The following is a 23,984-nucleotide window of genomic DNA, read 5'->3' as shown; positions in this document are numbered from 1 at the left end:
GCCCTCGGATGCGGCCGAGCGGTTATCCCGGCCGCCGGACCGGCCGGGCCCGCCGGTCATCCCGCGCAGCCCGCCACGGCGCCCGAACGGCCCTGCTCCGCACCGGACTTGGCCCGCTGCGGTGCGGCGGCCTCCCGGCGCCCCGCCCGTACCGCCCCGGCCACCCGGGCCACCAGGCCGGTGCGCTGCCCGCCGCGGCCGGCGGCGGCCGCCTCGCGGGCCAGCCGGTCGGCGGCGGCCCGGCCGTGCAGTTCGCGTTCCCTCGACTTGAACAACTCGTACTCGTACACGGTGTCTTCCCCTCGTTGCGTGCTGGTGTCCAGCCTCCGCTCCCAGGGGGGTGCGCCGCATGGGGAGCCTGCCCGATCCGGGCGGGCCGCCGGCCCGGAAAACACCGGTGCCCGCCCCCGGTCGGGGACGGGCACCGCGGGCGGAACCGCCTAAGGGGCTCCTTAGGCACCGCCGTCACGCCGTAGGCACCTCAGGCCAGCTTCGCCAGGATGAGGTCCTTGACCCGGGCCGCGTCGGCCTGGCCGCGGGTGGTCTTCATGACCGCGCCGACCAGCGCGCCCACCGCCTGCACCTTGCCGTCGCGGATCTTGGCGGCGACGTCCGGGTTGTCGGCGATCGCCTGGTCGACGGCCGCGCCGAGCGCGGAGTCGTCCGAGACCACGGCCAGGCCGCGCCCGGCCACCACGTCGTCCGGCCCGCCCTCGCCGGCGAGGACGCCCTCGATGACCTGGCGGGCCAGCTTGTCGTTGAGCTTGCCCTCGGCGACCAGCGCGCACACCCGGGCCACCTGAGCCGGGGTGATCGGCTGCTCGGACAGCTCGGTGCCGGTCTCGTTGGCGCGCCGCGCCAGCTCGCCCATCCACCACTTGCGGGCCTGGTCGGCGGGGGCGCCGGCCGCGATGGTCTCCGAAATGGGCTCCACCGCACCGGCGTTGAGCACCGACTGCATGTCCTTGTCGGTCAGGCCCCACTCGGCCTGCAGCCGGGCCCGGCGGACCCGGGGCAGCTCCGGCAGGGAGGCCCGCAGCTCCTCGACCCACTCCCGGGCCGGGGCGACCGGCACCAGGTCGGGCTCCGGGAAGTACCGGTAGTCCTCGGCGTTGTCCTTGATCCGGCCGGCCGTGGTGGAGCCGTCCTCCTCGTGGAAGTGCCGGGTCTCCTGGACGATCGTCCCGCCGTAGGTCAGCACGGTGGCGTGCCGCTGGATCTCGAACCGGGCGGCCCGCTCCACGCTGCGCAGCGAGTTGACGTTCTTGGTCTCGCTGCGGGTGCCGAACGCCTCGGTGCCGTTGGGCCGCAGCGACAGGTTCACGTCGCAGCGCATCTGGCCCTTGTCCATCCGGGCCTCGGAGACGCCCAGCGCCTTGATCAGCTCGCGCAGCTCGGCGACGTACGCCTTCGCCACCTCGGGGGCGCGCGCGCCCGCGCCCTCGATCGGCTTGGTGACGATCTCGATCAGCGGGATGCCGGCCCGGTTGTAGTCCAGCAGCGAGTACTCCGCGCCGTGGATGCGCCCGGTGGCGCCGCCGACGTGGGTGGACTTGCCGGTGTCCTCCTCCATGTGGGCGCGCTCGATCTCCACCCGGAAGACCTCGCCGTCCTCCAGCTGCACGTCGAGGTAGCCGTGGAAGGCGATCGGCTCGTCGTACTGGCTGGTCTGGAAGTTCTTCGGCATGTCCGGGTAGAAGTAGTTCTTCCGGGCGAACCGGCACCACTCGGCGATCTCGCAGTTCAGCGCGAGACCGATCCGGACCGCCGACTCCACCCCGACCGCGTTGACCACCGGCAGCGAACCGGGCAGGCCGAGGCAGGTCGGACAGGTCTGCGAGTTCGGCTCCGCGCCCAGCTCGGTGGAGCAGCCGCAGAACATCTTGGTCTTGGTACCCAGCTCGACGTGGACCTCAAGGCCCATCACCGGGTCGTAGGAGGCCAGTGCGTCGTCATAGGACACCAGGCTCATGGTGCTCACAGGAATCCTTTCAATTTCAATGCGTGTTCGGTGTCCGCAAGCCATCGCTGGTACGACGGCAGCTGGCCGAGAATACGAAGATCGATGTGTTGTGCCAGTAGTTCCATGCTGTCGTCCAGCACCCCGCCGTGACCGCTGCCCACGATCCGCTGCCAGACCCGCTTCGCGTAGTCGTGGTGGTCGGGGCTGTTGTGCGCCCTCTCCACGTCCGCCGGATGCCTGTACGGATAGGCGGTGAGGTCTGCCCCTCCGACCGCGGTGGCGATCGCCTTCCGGTCGGCGAGCATCCACGACTCGGTCATCTGAACCGGGACCAGGACCACCGGCTCGGCGACATTCGACTTTCCTGCCCGTTCCCGTAGCTCGGCCGCGAGACCGTCCGCTTTGGCGCGTTCCTTCCGGTCGCTGTGCAGGAAGAGCAACTCGTGCGCGGACGCCATTCCCCTGGCCGCTTCCAATGCTCCCGGATCAGTGACTCGCACAACCGAGACCTCACACGGCTGCACGTCCACCGGACCGGGCGCTTTGACCAATAGCAGCTCTTCCACCTGCCGGGTGACCAGCGTCCGCAGGAACGGCTCGTCGCTCACCCCCTCCACCATCAGCCCGCGGGACAGCCATCGACTCACGTCGTTCCCTGCCCGATGCTGCGGAGCAGCCGCTCGACCGCTTCCGGCGACTTGGAAGCACCGGGCTCGCTGTCCGGGGTGCGCGGCAGCAGCGGCAGGGGCGCCGTGATCCGGGAAATCGTGCCGCGTTGCGGGTCCACGTGGTTGGCCTGTTCCAGGAACACCACGCTCCCGGACAGGTCGTTCCGCAGCGCGGTCAGCAGCGCGGACGAGTGCGTGGTCGCCAGCAGTTGGCCGCCCCCGCGCCCGAGCCGGTGCACCAGTTTGGCGACCTGCGACAGGTGCATCCCGTTCTCGATCTCCTCAACGGCCAACATGCCGGTCCGTTGTGGGTCCCAGTACACCGCCAGCAGGGCGAGTGCCCGCAGCGTGCCGTCCGAAAGCGAAGCAGGCGAGACCCACCCGGTGTATTGGAACTCCACCTCGAAGTCGAACTCACCACGCGTGCGCAGCACTTCGGTGCGGATGCCCCGCACCCCCGGGACCAACGCCGCGAGGTCGGCCGTCAACCGGATGAAACGCTCGGGAGCGGTCTCCTCGATCCGGTGCACCATCGTGGCGAGGTTGCTGCCGCGCGGTTCCAGCGGTCCGTCCGCCTCGGGCCGCCCCAGCTCCCGCAGAGCGTCGGGTTCCAGGACGTACGGCTGCCAGGCGGCGCTCTCCGCGAGGAGCCAGAACGCCGCTTCTGCGACCTCGGTAGGCTCGATCGTCCCGTGCGCGAACCTGTTCCTGGTGTCCCGCACCTCGGTCAGGGGAATCTTTTCCTCCGACCGGCCCGCCGAACCCGGCACCCGGACCCAGCTGCTGTCCTGGTCCAGGACAGCAGCACCGGTTCCGTTCCGAAGCGCGGCCAGCTGCACTTCCACGCATCGCGAGCCACTCGTCAACGGGAGGGTCATCCGGACCGCGATCGTGAACCTGTCCCGCAGTACACCCGCACTGTTCCGGTGGAACAGGTCACGCGCGGCCAGCCGCCGGTCCGCTGCCAGGGTCGTCTTGAACCCCTGGCGGACCGTCCCGGCGACCAGCCGCAGCGCGTCGAACAGGTTGGACTTGCCGGCCCCGTTGACGCCGAGAAGAACCGTCACCGGATGCACATCGAGCTCGAAGCCGACGAACGACTTGAAGCCGTCGATGCGGATCTGCGTGATCATCTCTTCTCCCCGACCTCTCCGGAACCGGCGCCGCTAGCCGAGCAGGACGTCGTCGTCGCCGAGACGCTTGAGCTCGCGGACGAGGAGCGCGGTGCCGGTGATCAGCGCGGCGGCGCCGACCAGGGCGTTGACCAGCTTGAGGGTGTCGTTGTCGGAGCGCGCGGTGCGGGCCTCCTTGACGATGGAGATCGCGCCGAAGGCGCTGGTGCCGATGGACAGCCACAGTCCGGGCTTCGAGTGCTTCCAGCCCTTGGCCTTCTCGATCTTGCTCATAGTGCCGGTGCCTCCTCCAGCAGGGCGTGGCCCCACTTGTCGTTGAGCGCGGCCTCGACGGCGCCGCCCACGCGGTAGAGGCGGTCGTCCGCCATCGCGGGGGCGATGATCTGCAGGCCGACCGGAAGATTGTCCTCCGGGGCGAGCCCGCAGGGCAGCGACATGGCCGCGTTGCCCGCCAGGTTCGAGGGAATGGTGCACAGGTCGGCGAGGTACATCGCCATCGGGTCGTCTGCCCGCTCGCCGATCGGGAATGCCGTGGTCGGGGTGGTCGGGGAGACCAGCACGTCCACGCCGGCGAAGGCGGCGTCGAAGTCCCGGGAGATCAGGGTGCGGACCTTCTGCGCGGAGCCGTAGTAGGCGTCGTAGTAGCCGGAGGACAGCGCGTAGGTGCCGAGGATGATGCGGCGCTTGACCTCGGAGCCGAAGCCGGCCTCGCGGGTGAGCGCGGTGACCTGCTCGGCGGAGCGGGTGCCGTCGTCGCCGACCCGCAGGCCGTAGCGCATGGCGTCGAACCGGGCGAGGTTCGAGGAGCACTCGGACGGGGCGATCAGGTAGTACGCGGGCAGCGCCAGCGTGAACGACGGGCAGGAGACCTCGACGACCTCGGCGCCCAGGTCGCGCAGCAGCTCGACGGACTCCTGGAAGCGCTGCATGACGCCGGCCTGGTAGCCCTCGCCGGCGAACTCCTTGACCACGCCGATCCGCATGCCGCGCACGTCGCGCAGCTTCGCGGCGGCGACCACGTCCGGGACGGGGGCGTCGATGGAGGTGGAGTCGAGCGGGTCGTGCCCGGCGATCGCCTCGTGCAGCAGCGCCGTGTCGAGCACGGTGCGGGCGCACGGGCCGCCCTGGTCGAGCGAGGAGGAGAAGGCGACCAGGCCGTAGCGGGACACCGAGCCGTAGGTCGGCTTGACGCCGACGGTGCCGGTGACGGCGCCGGGCTGGCGGATCGAGCCGCCGGTGTCGGTGCCGATCGCCAGCGGCGCCTCGAAAGCGGCCAGCGCGGCGGCCGAGCCGCCGCCGGAGCCGCCGGGGATGCGGGTGAGGTCCCACGGGTTGCCGGTCGGGCCGTAGGCGGAGTTCTCGGTGGAGGAGCCCATCGCGAACTCGTCCATGTTGGTCTTGCCGAGGATGACGACGTCGGCGTCCTTGAGCCGCTTCGTCAGGGTGGCGTCGTAGGGCGGGAGCCAGCCCTCGAGCATCTTCGACCCGCAGGTGGTCGGGATGCCCGCGGTGGTGAACACGTCCTTCAGCGCCAGCGGCACGCCCGCCAGCGGGCCCAGCTCGGCGCCGGCCGCGCGCTTCCCGTCGACGGCGCGGGCCGCGGCCAGCGCGCCCTCGCGGTCGACGTGCAGGAAGGCGTTGACCTTCTTGTCGACGGCGTCGATCCGGTCCAGGTGGGCCTGGGCGACCTCGACCGCCGAGACCTCGCCCTTGGCGATCGCGGCGGCCGTCTCGGCCGCCGTGTACTTGATCAGCTCGGTCATCTCGGTCAGTCCTCCCCGAGGATCTGCGGCACGCGGAAACGCTGGTCCTCACTGGCCGGGGCGCCGGAGAGCGCCTGCTCCGGGGTCAGCGACGGCCGCACCTCGTCCGTCCGCATCACGTTGGTGAGCGGGAGCGGGTGGGAGGTCGGCGGGACGTCCTGCCCCGCGACCTCGGAAACGCGGGCGACCGCGCCGATGATCACGTCGAGCTGCTCGGCGAAGTGGTCCAACTCCTCCGCCTGCAACTCCAGACGCGACAGCCGGGCGAGGTGGGCGACCTCCTCGCGCGTGATGCCAGGCATGCAGCGATCCTCAAGGGTGAGTTCTGGTGGGCCGGTCCCTGCCCGCTGGGCAGGCCGGTCCATTCGGTCCTGAAGGGCCATCCTATGGGCAGAAGAGGGACGCCCGGCCGGGCGCACGCGCCGGGGCCCGCCCGGGCGTCCCGGACGGGCCCCGGCGGCGGGCGGTCAGCGCGGCAGCGACTCCACCGGCGGCGCGTCGTTTCTCCGCACCAGCAGCCAGGCGGTGGCCTGGTCGACGGGCAGCGCCGCCGAGACCAGCCAGCCCTGGACGGCGTCGACGCCCATGTCCTGGAGCCGCTCCCAGGTCTCGTCGTCCTCGACGCCCTCGGCGACCACGGTGAGCCCCAGCGAGTGGGCGAGCTCCACCGAGCAGCGCACCACGGCCGCGTCGTGGTCGTCGGCGACCATCCGGGAGACGAAGGAGCGGTCGATCTTGAGTTCGCCGACCGGCAGGCTGCGCAGCCGCACCATCGAGGAGTGCCCGGTGCCGAAGTCGTCCAGCGACATCCGCACGCCGTAGCGGCGCAGTTCGGCCAGGGTGTCGGCGGCCCGCCGGCTGTCGTCCAGCAGCAGCCGCTCGGTGATCTCCAGTTGGAGCGCCACCGCGGGCACCTGGTGCCGGGTGAGGTGTCCGGCGACCCGGGCGGCGAAGCCGGGGTTGAGGACGTCGCGCGGCGAGACGTTGACCGCGACGGGCACCATCAGGCCCTGGTTGCGCCAGCGGGCGATCTGCCCGACGGCGCTCTCCAGCACGTAGTCGGTGAGCCGGGGCATCAGCCCGGAGGACTCGGCGAGGGCGATGAACTCGTCCGGCGCGACCCTCCCCTGCCCGGGCCGCTCCCAGCGCACCAGCGCCTCCAGGCCGACCACGCTGCCGTCGAAGGCCACCTTCGGCTGGTAGTGCAGCTGCACCTCGTTCATCTCGATGGCCCGCCGCAGGTCGCCGAGCAGGCCGATCCGGTACGGGGTGTCCAGGTCGCGGGCCTCGTCGTAGCGTTCGACGCCGCTGCGGCTGTGCTGGGCGTGGCCCATCGCGACGTCGGCGCGGCGCAGCAGCGACTCCGCGTCCTGGGCGTGGGTCGGGTAGACGCACACCCCGGCGCTGGCCTCCAGGACCAGCAGCAGGCCGTCCAGCCGGATCGGCGCGGCGAGTTCGGCGATCAGCGCCTTCGCGGTGCGCTCCAGCAGGTCGGGGCTGCCCACCCCCGGCAGCAGCACGGCGAACTCGTCGCCGCCCATCCGGGCCACCACCGGGCGCTCGCCGCGGCGGACCGGCGGGGGCAGCGCGGTGCCGTCCTCGCCGTCCCGGGGGTGGCCGGCGCCGGTGCGCAGGGCGCGGTGCAGCCGGCGGGCGATGTGCACCAGCAGCCGGTCGCCCGCGGTGTGGCCGAGGGCGTCGTTGAGCGAGCGGAAGCGGTCCAGGTCGAGCAGGATCAGGCCGACGCTGTAGCCGGGTTCGGCCTCGTGCCGGGCCAGTGCCTCCTGGGTGGCGATCAGCAGGGCCTGCCGGTTGGGCAGGTCGGTGAGCGGGTCGGTGAGCTGGTCCCGCGCCCGGTCGCGGGCGATCCGCCAGGCGGCGACCAGCACGGCCAGGGGAACCGCGAACAGCGGGAGCAGCTCGGGTTCGTAGCGGTACACCAGGACGGCCAGCGGGATGAGCGGCGCGGCCCCGGCCAGCAGCACGCCGAGCAGCAGGACCGCCCCTGCCACCCCCTGCGGCGGGCGTGTGGGCGCGCCGCCGGTCGTACGATCCATAAGCCCAGTCCTCCGTCGGGCCCGCCCCCCGGCGGGGCCGCCTCACGGTGAGGCACCCCTCTCCTCAGAGGTGCCGGTGGACGTCAGACGAGGGCGTGTCCCCGGGGCGCCGGCGGGAAAACCGGTGCCACACACTCCTGCTGACAGTTCGTAGCGCCCAGGGTAAGCCGGGGCGCACCACCTGGGCGCACTTTCGGGCCACCTCTGAGCGCAACGTCATATCCGCGCGTTGTCCAGTGACACAATGCCCGATTTCCTTCTCGAACACCCCGCTGACGCGGCATCAGGACGATAACGACGCGTCAGGAAACCTTCTCGTCCCTCCCTTCTCCGACATTTTCCCCCACCGCGTCCGCTTCGTTCGTATCGCCTTCGACGGCCGCCGCGCCAGCGCCGGGAGCCCCGTCCGCGCCCTCTTCCGCGCCCTCCCGCGGGCCGTCCGCCGGGGCGCTCCCGGCGGTTTCCGGGCCGGTCGGCGGCTCCAGGCCGAGGTGCGCCCGGGCCGCGTCCGCGCCCTGGTCGAGCAGCACCGCGAAGCCCGCGTCGTCCAGCACCGGGACGCCCAGCTGCACCGCCTTGTCGTACTTGGAGCCGGGGTTGTCGCCGACCACCACGAAATGCGTCTTCTTCGAGACCGCGCCGGTGACCTTGGCGCCGCGCGAGGTCAGCGCCTCCTTGGCGCCGTCCCGGGTGTGCCCGGCGAGGGTGCCGGTGACCACCACGGTCAGGCCCTCCAGCGGGCGTTCGCCCTGCTCCGGCCCGCCCTCCTCGGTGAAGGCCACGCCGGCGGCGCGCCACTTCTCCAGCAGCTCGCGGTGCCAGTCCTCGGCGTACCACTCCTTGACGGCGCGGGCGATGGTCGGCCCGACGCCCTCGACGGCGGCCAGTTCGGTCTCGTCGGCGGCGAAGATCCGGTCCAGGTCGCGGAACTCGCGGGCCAGCTGCTGGGCGGCGACCGGGCCGACGTGCCGGATCGACAGGCCGTTCAGGAAACGCCACAGCGGGCGGTCCTTGGCGGCGGCCAGGTTCTCCAGCAGGAGGCCGGTGTTCTTCTTCGGCGCGCCCGTGGTGGTGGCGAAGAAGGAGACCTTCTTCTCCTCGCCGGTCTTGTCGTCCAGCCTGGGCATGCCGGTCTTCGGGTCGCGCACCAGCACCTTGATCGGCAGCAGCTGCTCCTCGGTCAGGCCGAAGATGTCGCCCTCGTCCCGCACCGGCGGGTCGGCGGGCTCCAGCGGCTGGGTCAGCGCGGTGGCGGCGACGTAGCCGAGGCCCTCGACGTCCAGGCACTGGCGGCCGCCGAGGAAGGCGATCCGCTCGCGGATCTGGGCCGGGCAGCGCTGGGCGTTGGGGCAGCGCAGGTCGATGTCGCCCTCGGACATCGGGCGCAGCGGGGTGCCGCACTCCGGGCACCGCTCGGGCATCACGAACTCGCGCTCGGTGCCGTCGCGCAGGTCGTAGACCGGGCCGAGGATCTCCGGGATGACGTCGCCGGCCTTGCGCAGCACGACGGTGTCGCCGAGCAGCACGTCCTTGGCCTTGACCACCTGCTGGTTGTGCAGGGTGGCGTACTGCACCATCGAGCCGGCCACCTTCACCGGCGCGGCCAGCACCGCGTACGGGGTGGCCCGGCCGGTGCGGCCGATGCCGATCTTGATGTCGGCGAGCTTGCCGGTGACCTCCTCCGGCGGGTACTTCCAGGCGATCGCCCAGCGCGGCGACTTGGAGGTGGAGCCGAGCCGGCCCTGGAGGGCGATCTCGTCGACCTTGACCACCACGCCGTCGATCTCGTGCTCGACGGAGTGCCGCTGCTCGCCGAAGCGCTCGATGAACGCCCGTACCTCGTCCAGCGTGCCGACCACCTCGTTGTGCCGGGCGGTGGGCAGGCCCCAGTCGTGCAGCAGTCGGTACGCGTGCGACTGGCAGTCGATGTCGAAGCCGGTCCGGGCGCCGATGCCGTGCACCACCATCCGCAGCGGGCGGGAGGCGGTGACGTGCGGGTCCTTCTGGCGCAGCGAGCCGGCGGCGGCGTTGCGCGGGTTCATGAACAGCCGGATCATCGCCCGGGGCCGCTTGCCCTCCTTGGCGCGCTCCTCGTTCTCCTGCCGGCGGCGCTCGTTCTCCTCCGCGAAGGAGGCGTTCAGCGCGTCGAACTCCTCGGTGGGGAAGTACACCTCGCCGCGGATCTCGACCAGCTCCGGGACGTTCTCGCCGCGCAGCCGGTGCGGGATGCCCTTGATGGTGCGGACGTTGGCGGTGATGTCGTCGCCGACCACGCCGGTGCCGCGGGTGGCGGCCAGCACCAGTTCGCCGCGCTCGTACGTCAGGTTGACGGCCAGGCCGTCGACCTTGAGCTCGCACAGGTAGTGGTAGTCGATGCCGGACAGCTCGGTGGCGACCCGCTCGGCCCAGGCGGCCAGCTCCTCCTCGTCCATCGCGTTGTCGAGGCTGAGCAGCCGCTCCCGGTGCACCACGGGGGCGAACTGCTCGGTCGACCCGCCGCCGACCTTCTGGCTCGGCGAGTCGGGCGTGACCAGCGCCGGGTGGGCGGCCTCCAGCGACTCCAACTCCCGCATCAGGGCGTCGAACTCGGCGTCGCTGATGACCGGGGCGTCCTGGTCGTAGTACCGAGCCCGGTGCTCCTCGATCTCGGTCGCCAGCTCGGCGTGCCGCGTCCGCACCTCCGCCGGGATCTCCTCCCAGCCCTCCACAGCCGCCACCGCGCCGTCCTCCTCGCTCGTCACTCCGGGTTGTCCACCAGGCTCCGGGCCGCCCGCACCGCCGCGGCCAGTGCCCGCCGCGCGTACGCCGGGGACGCCCCCGCCAGCCCGCACGTCGGCGTCACCACCACGCGGCGGCCCAGCAGCTCGGGGGCCAGCCCGAGCCTGCGCCACAACGTCCTGATCCCCTGGACACTACCGGCCGGGTCCGACGTTTCGACGTCGGCGGACGGCACCACACCGGCCAGGAGCAGCGTGCCGCCCTCGACCGCCTCGCCGAGGTCGTCGTCGTCACGTTCGGTCAGCAGGCCGAAGTCCAGGCTGATCCCGGCGACCCCGGCCCGGCGCAGCAGCGGGACCGGCACCCCGGGCGCGCAACTGTGCACCAGGACGGGCGCGTCGAGGCCGCCGATCAGTTCGCGCAGGGCCTGCTCGGCGCGTTGGCGGTCGACGGCGCGCAGCCGCTGGAAGCCGCTGGCGGTCTTCACCGACCCGGCCAGCACGGCGGGCAGCAGCGGCTCGTCCAGCTGTAGCACCACCGTCGCGCCGGGGACCCGGCGGCGGACGTCGGCGAGGTGGCGGCGCAGGCCCTCGGCGAGCGAACCGGCGAGGTCCCGGCAGGCGCCGGGGTCGCTGAGCGCCTTCTCGCCGTGCCGCAGCTCGATCGAGCCGGCCAGCGTCCACGGCCCGACCGCCTGCACCTTGAGCGGGCCGGTGTAGCCCTGGGCGTACTCCTCCAGCGCGTCCAGGTCCTCGCCGAGCCAGGACACCGCCCGCCTGGTGTCCCGCCCGGGACGGTCGGTGAACCGCCAGCCGCTGGGCTCGGTCTGCACGAACAGCTCGGTCAGCAGCCCGGCGCCGCGCCCGATCATGTCCGCCCCGGGCCCGCGCGCGGGCAGTTCGGGCAGGTGCGGCAACTGCTCCAGTTCGGCCATCACCCCCCGGGCCATCTCCCGCACGTCCCGGCCGGGCATCGATCCGATCCCGGTCGCCGCTCCGGCCAGCTCCGCGAAAACGTCCACGTCAGTCACAGGGAGGAGCCTACGAGTAGCGGCGGGGGCGCGGGAAACGGCACCGCGCCCCCGGTGCCGCCTACTGGCCGGGGCGGACGGTGATCTCGGTGATCTCCGCGTCGCGCGGCAGGTCGAGCGCGGTGAGGACGGCGGTGGCGACCGAGTCCGGCGCGATCCAGCGGTCCGGGTCGTACTCCTTGCCCTCCTGCTGGTGCACCTTCACCTGCATCGGGGTGGCGGTCCGCCCGGGGTAGACGGTGGTCACCCGGACGCCGTTGGCGTGCTCCTCCTGCCGCAGCGCGTCCGCCAGCGCGCGGACCGCGAACTTGCTGGCCGCGTACGAGCCCCAGGTGGCGTCGGCGCGCAGGCCGGCGCCGGAGTTGACGAACACCACGTGGCCGCGGGCCTGCCGGAGCGAGGGCAGCAGCAGGCGGGTGAGTTCGGCGGGCGCGACCGCGTTGACGTTGAGCTGGTGCTGCCACGCCTTGACCGGGGTCTCCCCGATCGTGCCGAGCTCGACCACGCCCGCGACGTGCAGCAGCGAGTCGAGCTCCACCGGCAGCGCCTGGTGGCCGAACGCCCAGGACAGCTTGGCCGGGTCGTCCAGGTCACCGACCAGGGTCTTCGCGTCCGGGAAGCGCTCGCGCAGCTGGGCGGCGCGGCGGGCGTCCCGGGCGAGCAGCCACAGCTCCTCGCCGCGGGCGGCGAGCCGGTCGGTGACGGCGGCGCCGATGCCGGAACCGGCTCCGGTGATCAGGTGGACACCCATGGTGGTCTTCCTTACTGGGGCTGGTGGGCGGACAGGTGGGCGAGCGCCTCGGCGGGCGTCCGGGCGAAGGCCACCAGCTCGGCGAGCGGGCGGGGCAGGAAGCCCTCGGCGTCCATCCGCTCCAGCTGGAGGCGCAGGCCGGTGTAGAAGCCCTCGGTGTCCAGGACGACCACCGGCTTGTCGTGCAGGCCGTGCTTCTTGAGCTCCAGCACCTCGGTGATCTCGTCCAGCGTGCCGATCCCGCCGACCAGCACCACCAGCGCGTCCCCGTGGGCCAGCAGCTCGGCCTTCCGGGTCGGCAGGTCCGGCATGGTCACCAGCTCGTCCGCCCCCTCGTACGCCTTGTGCCGCAGGAACTCCACCGAGATCCCCACCAGCCGCCCGCCGGCCTCCTTGACCCCGTCCGCGAGCTGCCCCATCAGCCCGGCGTGCGACCCGCCCCACACCAGCGTGTGCCCGGCCTCCCCGAGCAGCCGGGCGAACTCGGCCGCCGGGTCGGTGTACTTGGCGTCGAGGGAGTTGGCGGAGCAGAAGACCGTGATGTTCATAGTGCTCCCAGTCCTATCACCGCCCGGCCCGCCCGGGTCAAACCGATAACCCGCCGGGCCCGGGCCCGCCCGGACGTCAGACCGCGACGGCGCGTTCGGTGCTCGCGATGGTGGCCGAGCCGACCACCCGGGTGCCGTCATAGAGGACCACGGCCTGGCCGGGCGCGATGCCGCGGGCCGGGGTGTCGAGCCGGACGTGCAGCTGGTCGTCGCTCAGCGCGGCGGTGACGGGCACCTCCTCGCCGTGCGCCCGCAACTGGGCGGTGTAGCGGCCCTCGCCGGTGGCCGGGGTGCCGCACCAGCGGGGGCGGATGGCGGTGAGGGCGTGGACGTCGAGGCCGCCGGCGGGGCCGACGGTGACGGTGTTGTTCACCGGGGAGATGTCGAGGACGTAGCGGGGCTTGCCGTCGGCGGCGGGGCGGCCCAGGCGCAGGCCCTTGCGCTGACCGATGGTGAAGCCGTAGGCGCCGTCGTGCTCGCCGAGCTTGGTCCCGTCGGTGTCGAGGATGTCGCCGGGGGCGGTGCCGAGGCGCTCGGCGAGGAAACCCTGGGTGTCGCCGTCGGTGATGAAGCAGATGTCGTGGCTGTCGGGCTTCTTGGCGACGGCGAGGCCGCGCCGTTCGGCCTCTTCGCGGATGACGTCCTTGGTGGTGTCGCCGAGCGGGAAGAGCGAGTGGGCGAGCTGGTCGGCGTCGAGCACGCCGAGCACGTAGGACTGGTCCTTGGCGGCGTCGACGGCGCGGTGCAGTTCGCGGGTGCCGTCGGGGTGGTCGACGATCCGGGCGTAGTGGCCGGTGCAGACGGCGTCGAAGCCGAGCGCGACCGCCTTGTCGAGCAGCGCGGCGAACTTGATCTTCTCGTTGCAGCGCAGGCACGGGTTGGGGGTGCGCCCGGCGGCGTACTCGGCGACGAAGTCCTCGATCACGTCCTCGCGGAAGCGCTCGGCCAAGTCCCAGACGTAGAACGGGATGCCGATCACGTCGGCGGCGCGGCGGGCGTCCCGGGAGTCCTCCAGGGTGCAGCAGCCGCGGGCGCCGGTGCGGAAGGACTGCGGGTTGCTGGCGAGCGCCAGGTGGACGCCGGTCACCTCGTGGCCGGCTTCGACGGCCCGGGCGGCGGCGACGGCGGAGTCGACGCCGCCGGACATCGCGGCGAGCACGCGCAGGCGGCCGGTGGACGGGGTGGTCGGGGCGCCGGGGAAGTCAGTCATGGTGCCTCCAAGCGTAACGGGGGTGCCCGGCGCCCTCGACGGTCAGTGCCGGACCAGGGCGGGCGGCTCGGCGGCGGCCGGTCCGGCGGGGGCGGCCGGACGGCGGTGCCGGGGCAGCGCGAGGGCCAGCAGCAGGGCGGCGAGCAGGAGCCCGGCGCCGGTGCCGAAGGCCAGGTGGAACCCGCCGACGCCCCGGCCGGCGGCCAGTGCGCTGAGGACGGCGACGCCGAGCGCGGCGCCGACCTGCTGGGTGGTGGTGAGCAGGCCGGAGAGCAGTCCGGCGTCGGCGGGGCCGGCGGCGGCCATGCCGAGGGCGGTGAGGGCGGTGGTGGCGAGGCCGAACCCGGCCGCGCTGAGCAGGGTGGGCAGGACGTCGGCGGCGTAGTCGAGGCGGCCGGCCGGGAGCCGGGTGAGCAGGCCGATGCCGACGGTGAGCAGGGCCAGGCCGAGCAGCAGGGTGCGGCGTTCGCCGATCCGGGCGATGGTGCGGGCGGCGAGCAGCAGGGAGACCGTGCCGATGGTGAGGGCGGCGGGCAGCATGGCCAGTCCGGTGGCCAGGGCGCCGTAGTGCTGGACCTGCTGGAGGTACAGGGCGAGCAGGATCTGGAAGCCGAACAGCGCGGCCAGCATGAGGAGTTGGATCAGGTTGGCGAGCGCGGTGGTGCGCCGGGCGAGAATTCGCAGCGGGAGCAGCGGGGTCGCGGCGCGGGTCTGCCGGAGCAGAAAGGCGGCGAGCAGGACGAGTGCGGCGGCGCCGGTGGCCAGGGTGCGGGCGGAGGTCCAGCCGGCCGGGCCGCCCTCGACGATGGTGTAGACGCCGAGCATCAGTCCGCCGGTGACCAGGACGGCGCCGGGGGCGTCGGCGCCCGCCCGCAGGCCGGGGCCGCGGTCGTCGGCCAGCAGGCGCAGGCCCGCGAGCAGGGCGGCGGCGCCGATCGGCAGGTTGATGAAGAAGATCCAGTGCCAGCCGAGGCCCTGGGTGAGGACGCCGCCGAGCACCTGGCCGATCGAGGCGCCGGTCGCGCCGGTGAAGCCGACCGCGCCGAACGCCTTGGCCCGCTCGGCGGGGTCGGGGAAGAGCGCGACCACCATGCCGAGGCCGACGGCGGAGGCCAGCGCCCCGCCGGCGCCCTGCAGGAAGCGGGCGGCGATCAGTGTCCCGGGGTTCGCCGCGAGGCCGCACAGCACGGAGGCGGCGGTGAAGCCGGCGATCCCGGCGAGGTAGGTGCGGCGGCGGCCGAGCAGGTCGCCGAGCCGTCCGGCGAGCAGCAGCAGTCCGCCGAAGGCGACCACGTAGGCGTCCACCACCCAGGCCAGTCCGGCCGGTCCGAGGTGCAGGTCGGCCTGGATGGCGGGCAGCGCGACGGTGGTGATCGACCCGTCCAGGATCACCATCAGCATCCCGGCGCACACCACCGCGAGGGCCAGCCAGCGGGCGCGGGACGAGTTCTCGGACATGGGTCTTCTCCCTCCCGGGGACGCGCGGGCGCGCTCCCCCGATAAGAGAGACCGTAGCAGATGGTTTCGTAATAGACGATACAGAACGGAACGTGCTCTGCGGCCGACTCCCCCGGCCCCGGCCTCCCCGGCCTCCCCCGGCCCGCCCCCGACCTACCCCTGGCGGGACCGCCGCGGCCGGCGCACCACGCCGCCCTCGCCGACCATCGGGAACTCCGCCGCCTGCTGGAGCCGGTCCAGCGCGTCCACGAACACCTGCCGCTCCCCCGCCGACAGCTCGCCCAGCGCCTCCCCGTGCACCCGGTCGACGATCACCTCGCCGCGCCGCACCAGCTCCGCGCCCGCGGGGGTGACCCGGATGACCTTCACCCGCCGGTCGGTCGCGGACGGGTGGCGCTCGGCCAGGCCGTCCCGCTCCAGCTCGTCGGCGGTGACCACCATGGTGGTCTTGTCCAGCCCGGCGATCGCGGCCAGCTGCGACTGGGTGCGCTCGGCCTCCATGGCGTGCAGCAGCACGCAGTGCTTGCGCGGGGAGCTGTCGATCTCGGCCAGGGCCAGCGACAGGCGGGTGTTCATGGCGTGCGCGGCCTGGGCCAGCAGCCCGGTGAGGTCACGGACGGTGCGCTCGGGCAGGGGTGCGTTCATGCCCCCAGCGTACGTCCCGAAGCAGAAGGTTCCGTCGCAAACGGAATCCCGCCCGGGCAGCGCGCCCGGCAGGTGGCGCACCCGGCAGGCGGCGCGCCCGGCAGGCGGCACGCTCAGCAGGCGGCACGCTCAGCGCGCGGCCCGCACCAGCCCGGCCCGCCGGGCCCGCTCCACCGCGCCGGGCAGCGCGGCGGCCAGCGCCGCCACGTCCGCGGCGGTGGAGGTGTGCCCGAGCGAGAAGCGCAGCGAGGCGCGGGCCAGGTCCGGGTCGACGCCCATCGCCAGCAGCACGTGGCTGGGCTGCGGGACGCCGGCCGAGCAGGCCGAGCCGGTGGAGCACTCCACGCCGGCCGCGTCCAGCAGCATCAGCAGCGCGTCGCCCTCGCAGCCGGGGAAGGAGAAGTGCGCGTTGGCGGGCAGCCGCCCGTCCGCGCCCGGGTCGCCGTTGAGCACCGCGTCCGGCGCGGCCGAGCGGACCACGGCCAGCAGCTCGTCGCGCAGCGCGCCGATCACGGCCGCGGACCCGGGCTGCCGCTCGACGGCCAGCCCGGCGGCCACCGCGAACCCGGCGGCGCCGGGCACGTCCAGCGTGCCGGAGCGGACGTCGCGCTCCTGGCCGCCGCCGTGCAGCAGCGGAACGGGCTTGGCGGAGCGGGCCAGCAGCAGCGCGCCGACCCCGTACGGGCCGCCGACCTTGTGGCCGGTGACGGTGAGCGCGGTCAGCCCGGAGTCCGCGAAGGAGACCGGCACCTGGCCCAGCGCCTGCACCGCGTCGGAGTGCATCGGCACCTCGAACTCGGCGGCGACGGCGGCGAGTTCGCGGATCGGCTGGACGGTGCCGACCTCGTTGTTGGCCCACATCACGGTGACCAGCGCGACCGTCTCCGGGGCCCGCTCGATCGCCTCCCGCAGCGCCTCGGGGTGCACCCGGCCGAGCGCGTCGACCGGCAGGTACTCGACCTCGGCGCCCTCGTGCTCGGCCAGCCAGTGCACCGCGTCCAGCACCGCGTGGTGCTCGACCGGGCTGCTGAGCACCCGGCGGCGGGCCGGGTCGGCGTCCCGCCGGGCCCAGTAGAGGCCCTTGACCGCCAGGTTGTCGGACTCGGTGCCGCCCCCGGTGAACACGATCTCGCTGGGGCGGGCGCCCAGCGACTCGCCGAGCGACTCCCGGGACTCCTCGACCACCCGGCGGGCGCGCCGCCCGGCGGCGTGCAGCGAGGAGGCGTTGCCGACGGCACCGAACTGCGCCGTCATCGCGGCGACCGACTCGGGCAGCATCGGGGTGGTGGCGGCGTGGTCGAGGTAAGCCATAGCGGGAACCAGTGTAGGCGGCCGCAGAGTCACGATTTGGCCATTGCACCCTCTGCAACGCGCCGTTACCCTTCCGGCCACGATGCTGTGAGAGGGGAGAGGCCGTTGTCCCAGACGGTCGACCGCGCGCTGACCATCCTGGCGTCGCTCGGTGAGGGCCCGGCGTCGCTGGAGCAGGCCGCCGCGAAGATCGGCGTGCACAAGTCCACCGCGCTGCGGCTGCTGCGCACCCTGCAGGAGCACGGTTTCGTGCACCGGCAGTCCGACCAGCGCTACCGCCTCGGCGGCCGGCTGTTCGCGCTCGCCCACCAGGCGCTGGAGGGCATCGACATCCGGCAGGTCGCCGCCCCGTACCTGGCGGTGCTCAACGAGCGCTACGGGCACACCGTGCACCTGTCGGTGCTGGAGGAGGACGAGGTGCTGTACCTCGACAAGGTCGAGGCCAGGTACCCGGACCACGGCCGCAGCTGGCTCGGCGAGGCCAGCCGGATCGGTCGGCGGGCGCCCGCGGTGGCCACCGCGGCGGGCAAGGTGCTGCTGGCCGACCTGCCGGCCGAGAAGCTGGCCGCGTTCCTGGCCGAGGTGGACTTCCCGGCCCGCACCCCGCAGTCGATCCGCGGCCCGGAGGAGTTCCGGGCCGAGCTGTCCGAGGTGCGCCGCCGCGGCTGGGCGGTGGACCAGGCCGAGTACCAGGAGTCGGTGAACTGCATCGCCGCCCCGATCGCCGGCACCGAGGGCACCGCCATCGCCGCCTGCTCGATCTCCGCGCCGGTCCGGATCGCCTCGGTGACCGAGCTGAGCAAGCTGCTGCCGGAGCTGCTGTGCACGGTGGAGGCGATCTCGCTGGCGTACGGCGGCTCGCCTACTCCTCGCTGGTGCGAGAACCGTTGCGGTGCCAAGCACGCGGTGCGCGCCAGCCGTACCTGAGCGCCAGCATCCGCATGGTGAACGCGACCACCGCGGCCAGCGAGGCGTTCAGCGGGGTCAGCCGCCCGATCCCGATCAGCACCGCCACCACGGCGGAGCCGACCAGCGCCGGGACGGCGTAGATCTCGCGGTCCCAGCGCAGCAGCGAGGGCGGCTCCATCGCCAGCAGGTCGCGGATCACGCCGCCGCCCGCGGCGGTCAGCATGCCGCAGGCCACCGAGGCGACCGCGCCGAGCCCGTAGGCGTGCGCCTTGATGGTGCCGGTGACGCAGAACAGGCCCAGGCCCGCGGCGTCCAGCACCATCACCGCCCGGTTGATCCGCTCCACCTCGGGGTGCAGGAAGAACACCACCACCCCGGCCACCAGCGGGGTCGGGAAGTACCCGAAGCTGGTGAACGCGGCCACCGGCAGCGCCCCGATCACCAGGTCCCGCAGGACGCCGCCGCCCAGCGCGGTCGCCTCGGCCAGCACGCAGATGCCGAAGATGTCCATGTTCTTGCGGACGGCCATCAGGCCGCCGGACAGCGCGAACACGAAGATGCCCACCAGGTCGAGGACCTGCTGGACGGTGTGCGGGAAGATCTCGGACGTCACCTGGTCAGTCTGCACGCCGTCCCCCCGCGGCCGGCCCCCGGGCGGTCAGGCGAACTGCTCGTGCGGCGCGGGCCCGCCCAGCGCGTTCAGCCGGGCCGGCATCCGCAGCGTGGTCATCCGCCGCCAGCCGCCCGCCCGTTCGTACCCGTACACCGCGTGGATGCCGGCCGCCAGCGCCACCGACTTCGCCCGCGGCCAGCGCAGCAGCTCCCCCAGGTGCGCCATCACGGCCAGGCTGACGTCCCGGTAGGTGCGGATCTCCGCCCGGGCGGTGGACTGCAGGGTGTCCAGGATCGCCCGCCCGTGCCCCTGGTACGCCAGCCGCAGCAGTTCCTCGTGGCAGAACGCCAGGTGGTTGTCCTCGTCGTGGGAGATCATCCGCACCGCCCGGCCCAGCTCCGGGTGGTCGCCGAAGATCCGCTTCAGCATCAGCATCTGCTCGGCGGCGCGCTGCTCGGTCACCCGGCTGTGCGCCAGGTACGTGATGACGTCCTGCTCGGTCAGCGGCTCGTCCCGGCGCAGCCGGGCGTGCGCCAGGCCGATGCCCTGCCGCTCCAGGATCATCGTGTAGTCGGTGTCGTCCGGGACGTCCCGCTCGGTCAGGCCGCGCTTGTGCATCAGCGCCTTGAAGATCCGCCCGTGCTTGTCCTCGTCCGCGCCGTGCCGGGCCACCTTCGGCGCCAGCTCCGGGTCGGGCACCAGCCGGGCGATCCGGCCGTTCTCCCAGCCGCCCTGGTCCTCGCCCTTCGCGGCGATCGAGCAGAACAGCCGGAACGCCTGGTCGTCGTCGTGGATCTCCTGGAACAGACTGCGGGCCGACAGCATGGTGACCTACCCTCGCACGGGAGCCGGGACGTTCCGCTCCAGTCAAGGCACCGCACCCGCCCCCGGCAACAGCTCCGGCCGGGTGCTGCGCCGGACGAAGGACAGCCTGCCCTGCGGGGGGCCGGGCCCGGCCCGACCGGTCCTGCCGGGCGCGCGACGCCGGACGGGGCCTAGCCGACCAGCCGGCGCCGCCAGTCCAGGCCGGTCACCCGGATCGCCCGCCCCGGGTCGCCGTCCCAGTCGGTCCGCAGGCCGACCGCCCGGACCGCCGCGACGACCTCCCGGCCGACGGCGGCGGTGGTCTCCGGGGAGTCGTCGAAGCCGCCGTAGTACAGCGTCAGGTCGCCGCCGTCGGCCACCGCCGCGGTGCCCTGGGAGTGGAAGTAGGCGAAGCCCCGGGCCCGCGGGTTCTCGGCGCCGATCTCGGCGTTGCCGCAGGTGCGGCAGCAGGTGAAGTCCTCCCGGGCGGTGATCCCGGCCGCCTCCAGGGCCGCGAACGCCCGGGTCAGCCGCTCCGGGTCGGTCTCGCCCGTCCAGGCGCGCTGCTCGGCGACCCGCTCCCGCCACATCCGGTCGGCCAGCTGCCTGGCCTGGGCCTTGCTCACCGGCCGGTGCTCCCGGTCGACCAGGAACTCCTCCGCCGCCTCGGCCGCCTGGTCCAGCGTCGCGTACCCGCCGACCAGCAGCCGCCGCACCTCGGCGACCAGGATCTCCTCGTCCTGCTCGGACAGCTCCAGCGGCGCGGGCTCCGGGTCGGGCCCGAAGTCGATCCGCTCCCACTGCTCGCCCGCCGCCCAGTCGGCGTCCTGCCGGGCCCAGCCGATGAGCAGCTCGGCGACCCGCTCCGGCCCGGCCACCCGCGTCCGGTAGTGCCGCGACTGCGCGCCGTCCCGGTACTCGACCGTCAGCGCCTCGTCCTCCGGGCAGGTCTGGGCGTAGGTGTCCGGCAGGTCGGGGACGCGCTGGAGGACCAGGAAGGCGCCCGGCCAGTGCGCCATGTCCTCCACCAGGTCGGCGAGTTCGTCCTCCGACACCCGCACCCGTACCACGTCGTCCTGGTCCCTGACCGCGATCTCCAGCATGGCCCCCACCCTGCCACCCGCCACCGTCAGGGCCCGGGCACGGCCGCGGGGTCCGCCCGGGGGAGCGTCGGCGCTCCCGGGCGGACCCCGTGGTCCGGAGGTGTCGCGCGGCGCTACTCGGCCGCGTTCTCCGGGAAGTGGCAGGCCACCTGGTGCCCGGTCGCCACCGCGGCCAGCGGCGGTTCCTCGCTCGCGCAGACGTCCTGGGCCTTCCAGCAGCGGGTGCGGAAGCGGCAGCCGGAGGGCGGGTTGAGCGGGGAGGGGACGTCGCCGGTGAGCAGGATGCGCTCGCGGCGCTCCTTGCGGCGCGGGTCGGGCACCGGCACCGCGGACATCAGGGCGTTGGTGTAGGGGTGCATCGGCCGGGAGTACAGGGCGTCCCGGTCGGCGATCTCCACCACCTTGCCGAGGTACATGACGGCGACCCGGTCGGAGACGTGCCGGACGACCGAGAGGTCGTGCGCGATGATCAGGTAGGTGAGGCCGAGCTCCTTCTGGAGGTCGTCCAGCAGGTTGACCACCTGGGCCTGGATCGAGACGTCCAGCGCGGAGACCGGCTCGTCGGCCACGATCATCTTCGGGCGCAGGGCCAGGGCGCGGGCGATGCCGATGCGCTGGCGCTGGCCGCCGGAGAACTCGTGCGGGTAGCGGTTGTAGTGCTCGGGGCTGAGGCCGCAGAGCTCCAGCAGGTCCTGGACGGCCCGCTTGACGCCGTGCTCGGTCTTGACCTTCTGGAGGTGGAAGGGCGCGCCGACGATGGTGCCGATGGTGTGCCGGGGGTTCAGCGAGGAGTACGGGTCCTGGAAGATCATCTGGATGTCGCGCCGGTACGGCCGCATCGCCGCGACGCCCAGGTGGGTGATGTCGGCGCCCTCGAACTCGATCGTCCCGCCGGTGGGTTCGTCGAGCCGGGTGACCAGGCGTCCCATGGTGGACTTGCCGCAGCCGGACTCGCCGACCACGCCGAGCGTCTCGCCCGCGTTGACCGCGAAGTCGATGCCGTCGACCGCCCGCACCGCGCCGACCTGGCGCTTCAGCAGGCCCTTGGTGACCGGGAAGTGCCGGGTCAGTCCGGTGACCCTCAGCAGGGGTTCGCGGTCGGGCCCGGGCGCCTGGGCGGGCACCTTCGCGAGCTGCGGCACCGCCGCCTGACTGTCCGTCATCGCTGCTCTCCAAATGGGTGGTACGTGCTCACAGCCGGGGCGCGATCTCTTCGGTGAAGATCCGGTGGCGTTCGGCGATCGGCAGGTGGCAGGCGGCGTGGTGCCGGGGCGCGGCCTCGGCCAGCACGGGCACCTCGGTGAACGAGCGGCCGCCGGTGAGCTCGGCGTACGGGCAGCGCGGGTGGAACGCGCAGCCGGACGGCACGTTGATCAGGCTCGGCGGGGTGCCCTTGACCGGGATCAGCCGGTCCTGGAGCTCCCGGTCGAGGCGGGGCATCGAGCCGAGCAGGCCCCAGGTGTAGGGGTGCTCGGGGGATTCGAAGATGGTGGCGGCGGGGCCGCGCTCGACGGGCTTGCCGCCGTACATGACCAGGATGTCGTCGGCGAGTTCGGCGACCACGCCCAGGTCGTGGGTGATGATGACGACCGCCGAGCCGAACTCCTTCTGCAGGTCGCGGATCAGGTCGAGGATCTGCGCCTGGACGGTGACGTCGAGGGCGGTGGTCGGCTCGTCGGCGATCAGCAGCGAGGGGTCGTTGACCAGCGCCATCGCGATCATGGCGCGCTGGCGCATGCCGCCGGAGAACTCGTGCGGGTAGTTGTCGACCCGCTTGTCGGGCTGCGGGATGCCGACCCGGTCGAGCATCTCGACCGCCCGGGTGCGGGCCTCCTTCTTGGAGGCGCCGGGGTGGTGGGCCCGGTAGCCCTCGACGATCTGGGCGCCGACCGTGTAGTAGGGGTGCATCGCGGTCAGCGGGTCCTGGAAGATCATCGCCATCTTCTGGCCGCGCAGCTTGCGCACCCGCTCGGGGCCGGCCGCGACCAGCTCCTCGCCGTCGAGCCAGATCTCGCCGGTGATCCGCGGGGCGCCGCGCTTGGTGCCGGTGCGGTGCAGGCCCATGATCGACAGCGAGGTGACGGACTTCCCGGAGCCGGACTCGCCGACGATGCCGAGCGTCTTGCCGCGCTCCAGGTCGAAGCTGAGCCCGTTGACGGACTTGACCAGTCCGTCGTCGGTGGGGAAGTGCACTTTCAGGTCGCGGACGGACAGGAAAGGCTTGTCGGTGTTGCTCATGTCAGCCTCACCCGGGGGTCGACGACGGCGTACAGCAGGTCAACCGCGAGGTTGGCCATGATGATGAAGAACGCGGCGAACAGGGTCACGCCCATGATCACCGGGAGGTCGCTGGACTGGATCGAGGTGACCGCCTCGTAGCCGAGCCCGCGCAGGTTGAAGGTCTTCTCGGTGAGCACCGCGCCGCCGAGCAGGCCGCCGAGGTCCATGCCGAAGATGGTCAGGATCGGGGTCAGCGTGGAGCGCATGGCGTGCTTGCCGATGACCACCGGCTCCCGGAGGCCCTTGGCCCGCGCGGTGCGGATGTAGTCCTCGCCGAGGACGTCCAGCAGGGTGGCCCGACTGAGCCGGGCGTAGGTCGCGGCGAACAGGAACGCCAGGGTCACCCAGGGCAGCACCAGCCCCTGGAACCAGGAGACCGGGTCGTCCGCGAAGTCGGTGTAGTTGTTGGGGAACCAGCCGAGCTGGTTGACGAACACCGCGAGCGCGACCAGGCCGGTGAAGTACATCGGCAGCGAGACGCCGGCCAGCGCGACGGTCATGGTGACGCGGTCCAGCGCGGTGCCGCGGCGCAGCGCGGAGATGATGCCGGTGGCGGTGCCGAACACCAGCCAGAGCACGGAGGCCCCGACCGCGAGCGAGATGTCGACGCCGACCCGGTTGAGCAGGAGCGGCCAGACCTCCTGCTCGGTCTTGAACGAGTAGCCCAGGCAGGGGGCAGCGCAGTGGGTCAGGTCGGTGCCGGCGTTGAAGTCGCGGCCGGCGAACACCCCGCGCAGGAAGAGCCAGAACTGTTCGATGATCGACTTGTCGAGGCCCATCTTGTGGCGGATGCCCTCGACCGCCGCCTTGTCCGCGATCTTGCCCACGTAGAGCATCGCGGGGTCGGTCCCGGTGAGCTTCGGCACCATGAAGAAGATGCCGAAGGTCACCGCGGCGACCACCAACAGCATGAAGGCGACGTTGAGCAGTCGCCTGACGAGATACACGAGCACTGCGGTCGGCCCTGCCGCGGGCCGGCCGGGTCTCCCCGGTGGGGGAGCTCCCGGCCGGCCCCGGCAG

Annotated in this window: 22 protein-coding genes and 1 pseudogene; 1 reads left to right on the top strand and 22 read right to left on the bottom strand. The window is 73.0% G+C overall.

Annotation, left to right across the window (positions count from 1 at the left end; translation table 11 throughout):
* Window positions 1-56: 56 nt before the first annotated feature.
* From QMQ26_RS23555 to QMQ26_RS23480, 16 genes and pseudogenes are all read right to left on the bottom strand, one after another.
* Window positions 57-290 (bottom strand): hypothetical protein, encoded by a 234-nt coding sequence (locus tag QMQ26_RS23555; protein ID WP_100836258.1) that lies wholly within the window; start codon window positions 288-290, stop codon window positions 57-59.
* 191 nt (window positions 291-481) lie between these two features.
* Window positions 482-1,972 carry an Asp-tRNA(Asn)/Glu-tRNA(Gln) amidotransferase subunit GatB gene (gatB, locus tag QMQ26_RS23550; RefSeq protein WP_404814200.1) on the bottom strand — a complete coding sequence of 497 codons (1,491 nt, stop codon included), beginning with the start codon at window positions 1,970-1,972 and terminating at the stop codon, window positions 482-484.
* A gap of 5 nt (window positions 1,973-1,977) precedes the next feature.
* Window positions 1,978-2,571 carry a hypothetical protein gene (locus QMQ26_RS23545; protein ID WP_282202602.1) on the bottom strand — a complete coding sequence of 198 codons (594 nt, stop codon included), beginning with the start codon at window positions 2,569-2,571 and terminating at the stop codon, window positions 1,978-1,980.
* A gap of 35 nt (window positions 2,572-2,606) precedes the next feature.
* On the bottom strand, window positions 2,607-3,764 hold the full coding sequence (locus QMQ26_RS23540) for an AAA family ATPase (protein WP_282202601.1): 1,158 nt from the start codon (window positions 3,762-3,764) through the stop codon (window positions 2,607-2,609).
* Between the two features lie 33 nt (window positions 3,765-3,797).
* Entirely contained in the window at window positions 3,798-4,037 is a 240-nt protein-coding gene (locus QMQ26_RS23535; RefSeq protein ID WP_100836260.1) for a hypothetical protein, read from the bottom strand.
* Window positions 4,034-5,527, bottom strand: coding sequence for an Asp-tRNA(Asn)/Glu-tRNA(Gln) amidotransferase subunit GatA (gene gatA, locus QMQ26_RS23530; RefSeq protein ID WP_100836261.1), 1,494 nt, complete (start codon window positions 5,525-5,527; stop codon window positions 4,034-4,036). The genes QMQ26_RS23535 and gatA overlap by 4 nt, the downstream gene beginning before the upstream one ends.
* A 5-nt stretch (window positions 5,528-5,532) precedes the next feature.
* Window positions 5,533-5,829 carry an Asp-tRNA(Asn)/Glu-tRNA(Gln) amidotransferase subunit GatC gene (gene gatC / locus QMQ26_RS23525; RefSeq protein WP_100836262.1) on the bottom strand — a complete coding sequence of 99 codons (297 nt, stop codon included), beginning with the start codon at window positions 5,827-5,829 and terminating at the stop codon, window positions 5,533-5,535.
* 165 nt (window positions 5,830-5,994) lie between these two features.
* Window positions 5,995-7,521: pseudogene (locus QMQ26_RS23520) on the bottom strand (putative bifunctional diguanylate cyclase/phosphodiesterase); the annotation flags it as partial.
* Window positions 7,522-7,886: 365 nt separating this feature from the next.
* A complete protein-coding gene (ligA, locus tag QMQ26_RS23515) occupies window positions 7,887-10,325 on the bottom strand; it encodes an NAD-dependent DNA ligase LigA (protein WP_282202600.1) in 2,439 nt (812 codons plus the stop codon).
* Window positions 10,322-11,275 carry a methionine synthase gene (locus tag QMQ26_RS23510; protein ID WP_404814199.1) on the bottom strand — a complete coding sequence of 318 codons (954 nt, stop codon included), beginning with the start codon at window positions 11,273-11,275 and terminating at the stop codon, window positions 10,322-10,324. The genes ligA and QMQ26_RS23510 overlap by 4 nt, the downstream gene beginning before the upstream one ends.
* Window positions 11,276-11,393: 118 nt before the next feature.
* Window positions 11,394-12,083 (bottom strand): SDR family oxidoreductase, encoded by a 690-nt coding sequence (locus tag QMQ26_RS23505; protein WP_282202599.1) that lies wholly within the window; start codon window positions 12,081-12,083, stop codon window positions 11,394-11,396.
* An 11-nt stretch (window positions 12,084-12,094) separates the two neighbouring features.
* On the bottom strand, window positions 12,095-12,631 hold the full coding sequence (locus tag QMQ26_RS23500) for an LOG family protein (RefSeq protein WP_100836266.1): 537 nt from the start codon (window positions 12,629-12,631) through the stop codon (window positions 12,095-12,097).
* A 76-nt stretch (window positions 12,632-12,707) separates the two neighbouring features.
* A complete protein-coding gene (gene mnmA / locus QMQ26_RS23495; protein WP_282202598.1) occupies window positions 12,708-13,841 on the bottom strand; it encodes a tRNA 2-thiouridine(34) synthase MnmA in 1,134 nt (377 codons plus the stop codon).
* Window positions 13,842-13,883: 42 nt separating this feature from the next.
* A complete protein-coding gene (locus tag QMQ26_RS23490) occupies window positions 13,884-15,299 on the bottom strand; it encodes an MFS transporter (RefSeq protein ID WP_282202597.1) in 1,416 nt (471 codons plus the stop codon).
* A 153-nt stretch (window positions 15,300-15,452) separates the two neighbouring features.
* Window positions 15,453-15,944: a MarR family winged helix-turn-helix transcriptional regulator gene (locus tag QMQ26_RS23485; RefSeq protein ID WP_100836270.1), complete on the bottom strand. Its 492-nt coding sequence runs from the start codon at window positions 15,942-15,944 to the stop codon at window positions 15,453-15,455.
* 129 nt (window positions 15,945-16,073) lie between these two features.
* Window positions 16,074-17,255, bottom strand: a complete 1,182-nt coding sequence (locus QMQ26_RS23480) for a cysteine desulfurase family protein (RefSeq protein ID WP_282202596.1) — start codon at window positions 17,253-17,255, stop codon at window positions 16,074-16,076.
* A 105-nt stretch (window positions 17,256-17,360) separates the two neighbouring features.
* Between QMQ26_RS23480 and QMQ26_RS23475 the strand changes: the two genes are divergently transcribed.
* Window positions 17,361-18,182, top strand: coding sequence for an IclR family transcriptional regulator (locus QMQ26_RS23475; RefSeq protein ID WP_100836272.1), 822 nt, complete (start codon window positions 17,361-17,363; stop codon window positions 18,180-18,182).
* On the opposite strand, the gene QMQ26_RS23470 is transcribed toward QMQ26_RS23475, so the two are convergent.
* The 6 genes from QMQ26_RS23470 to QMQ26_RS23445 all read right to left on the bottom strand — a co-directional run bounded on the left by QMQ26_RS23470 (window position 18,118) and on the right by QMQ26_RS23445 (window position 23,917).
* Entirely contained in the window at window positions 18,118-18,777 is a 660-nt protein-coding gene (locus QMQ26_RS23470) for a trimeric intracellular cation channel family protein (protein ID WP_100836273.1), read from the bottom strand. The genes QMQ26_RS23475 and QMQ26_RS23470 overlap by 65 nt on opposite strands.
* A gap of 45 nt (window positions 18,778-18,822) precedes the next feature.
* Window positions 18,823-19,602 carry a ferritin-like domain-containing protein gene (locus QMQ26_RS23465; RefSeq protein ID WP_282202595.1) on the bottom strand — a complete coding sequence of 260 codons (780 nt, stop codon included), beginning with the start codon at window positions 19,600-19,602 and terminating at the stop codon, window positions 18,823-18,825.
* A 170-nt stretch (window positions 19,603-19,772) separates the two neighbouring features.
* Complete coding sequence (locus QMQ26_RS23460; protein ID WP_282202594.1) at window positions 19,773-20,684, bottom strand: DUF6891 domain-containing protein; 912 nt, start codon at window positions 20,682-20,684, stop codon at window positions 19,773-19,775.
* A 113-nt stretch (window positions 20,685-20,797) separates the two neighbouring features.
* Window positions 20,798-21,847: an ABC transporter ATP-binding protein gene (locus QMQ26_RS23455; protein WP_100836276.1), complete on the bottom strand. Its 1,050-nt coding sequence runs from the start codon at window positions 21,845-21,847 to the stop codon at window positions 20,798-20,800.
* 28 nt (window positions 21,848-21,875) lie between these two features.
* The gene (locus QMQ26_RS23450) at window positions 21,876-22,922 is read right to left on the bottom strand and encodes an ABC transporter ATP-binding protein (protein ID WP_100836277.1); all 1,047 of its coding nucleotides are present in this window, start codon (window positions 22,920-22,922) and stop codon (window positions 21,876-21,878) included.
* Window positions 22,919-23,917, bottom strand: coding sequence for an ABC transporter permease (locus QMQ26_RS23445; RefSeq protein WP_111556118.1), 999 nt, complete (start codon window positions 23,915-23,917; stop codon window positions 22,919-22,921). Before QMQ26_RS23445 ends, QMQ26_RS23450 begins: the two co-directional genes overlap by 4 nt.
* Window positions 23,918-23,984: the final 67 nt, after the last annotated feature.

The organism is Kitasatospora fiedleri (assembly GCF_948472415.1).
Classification (GTDB): domain Bacteria; phylum Actinomycetota; class Actinomycetes; order Streptomycetales; family Streptomycetaceae; genus Kitasatospora; species Kitasatospora fiedleri.
This window is presented reverse-complemented; position numbering and strand designations above follow the sequence as displayed.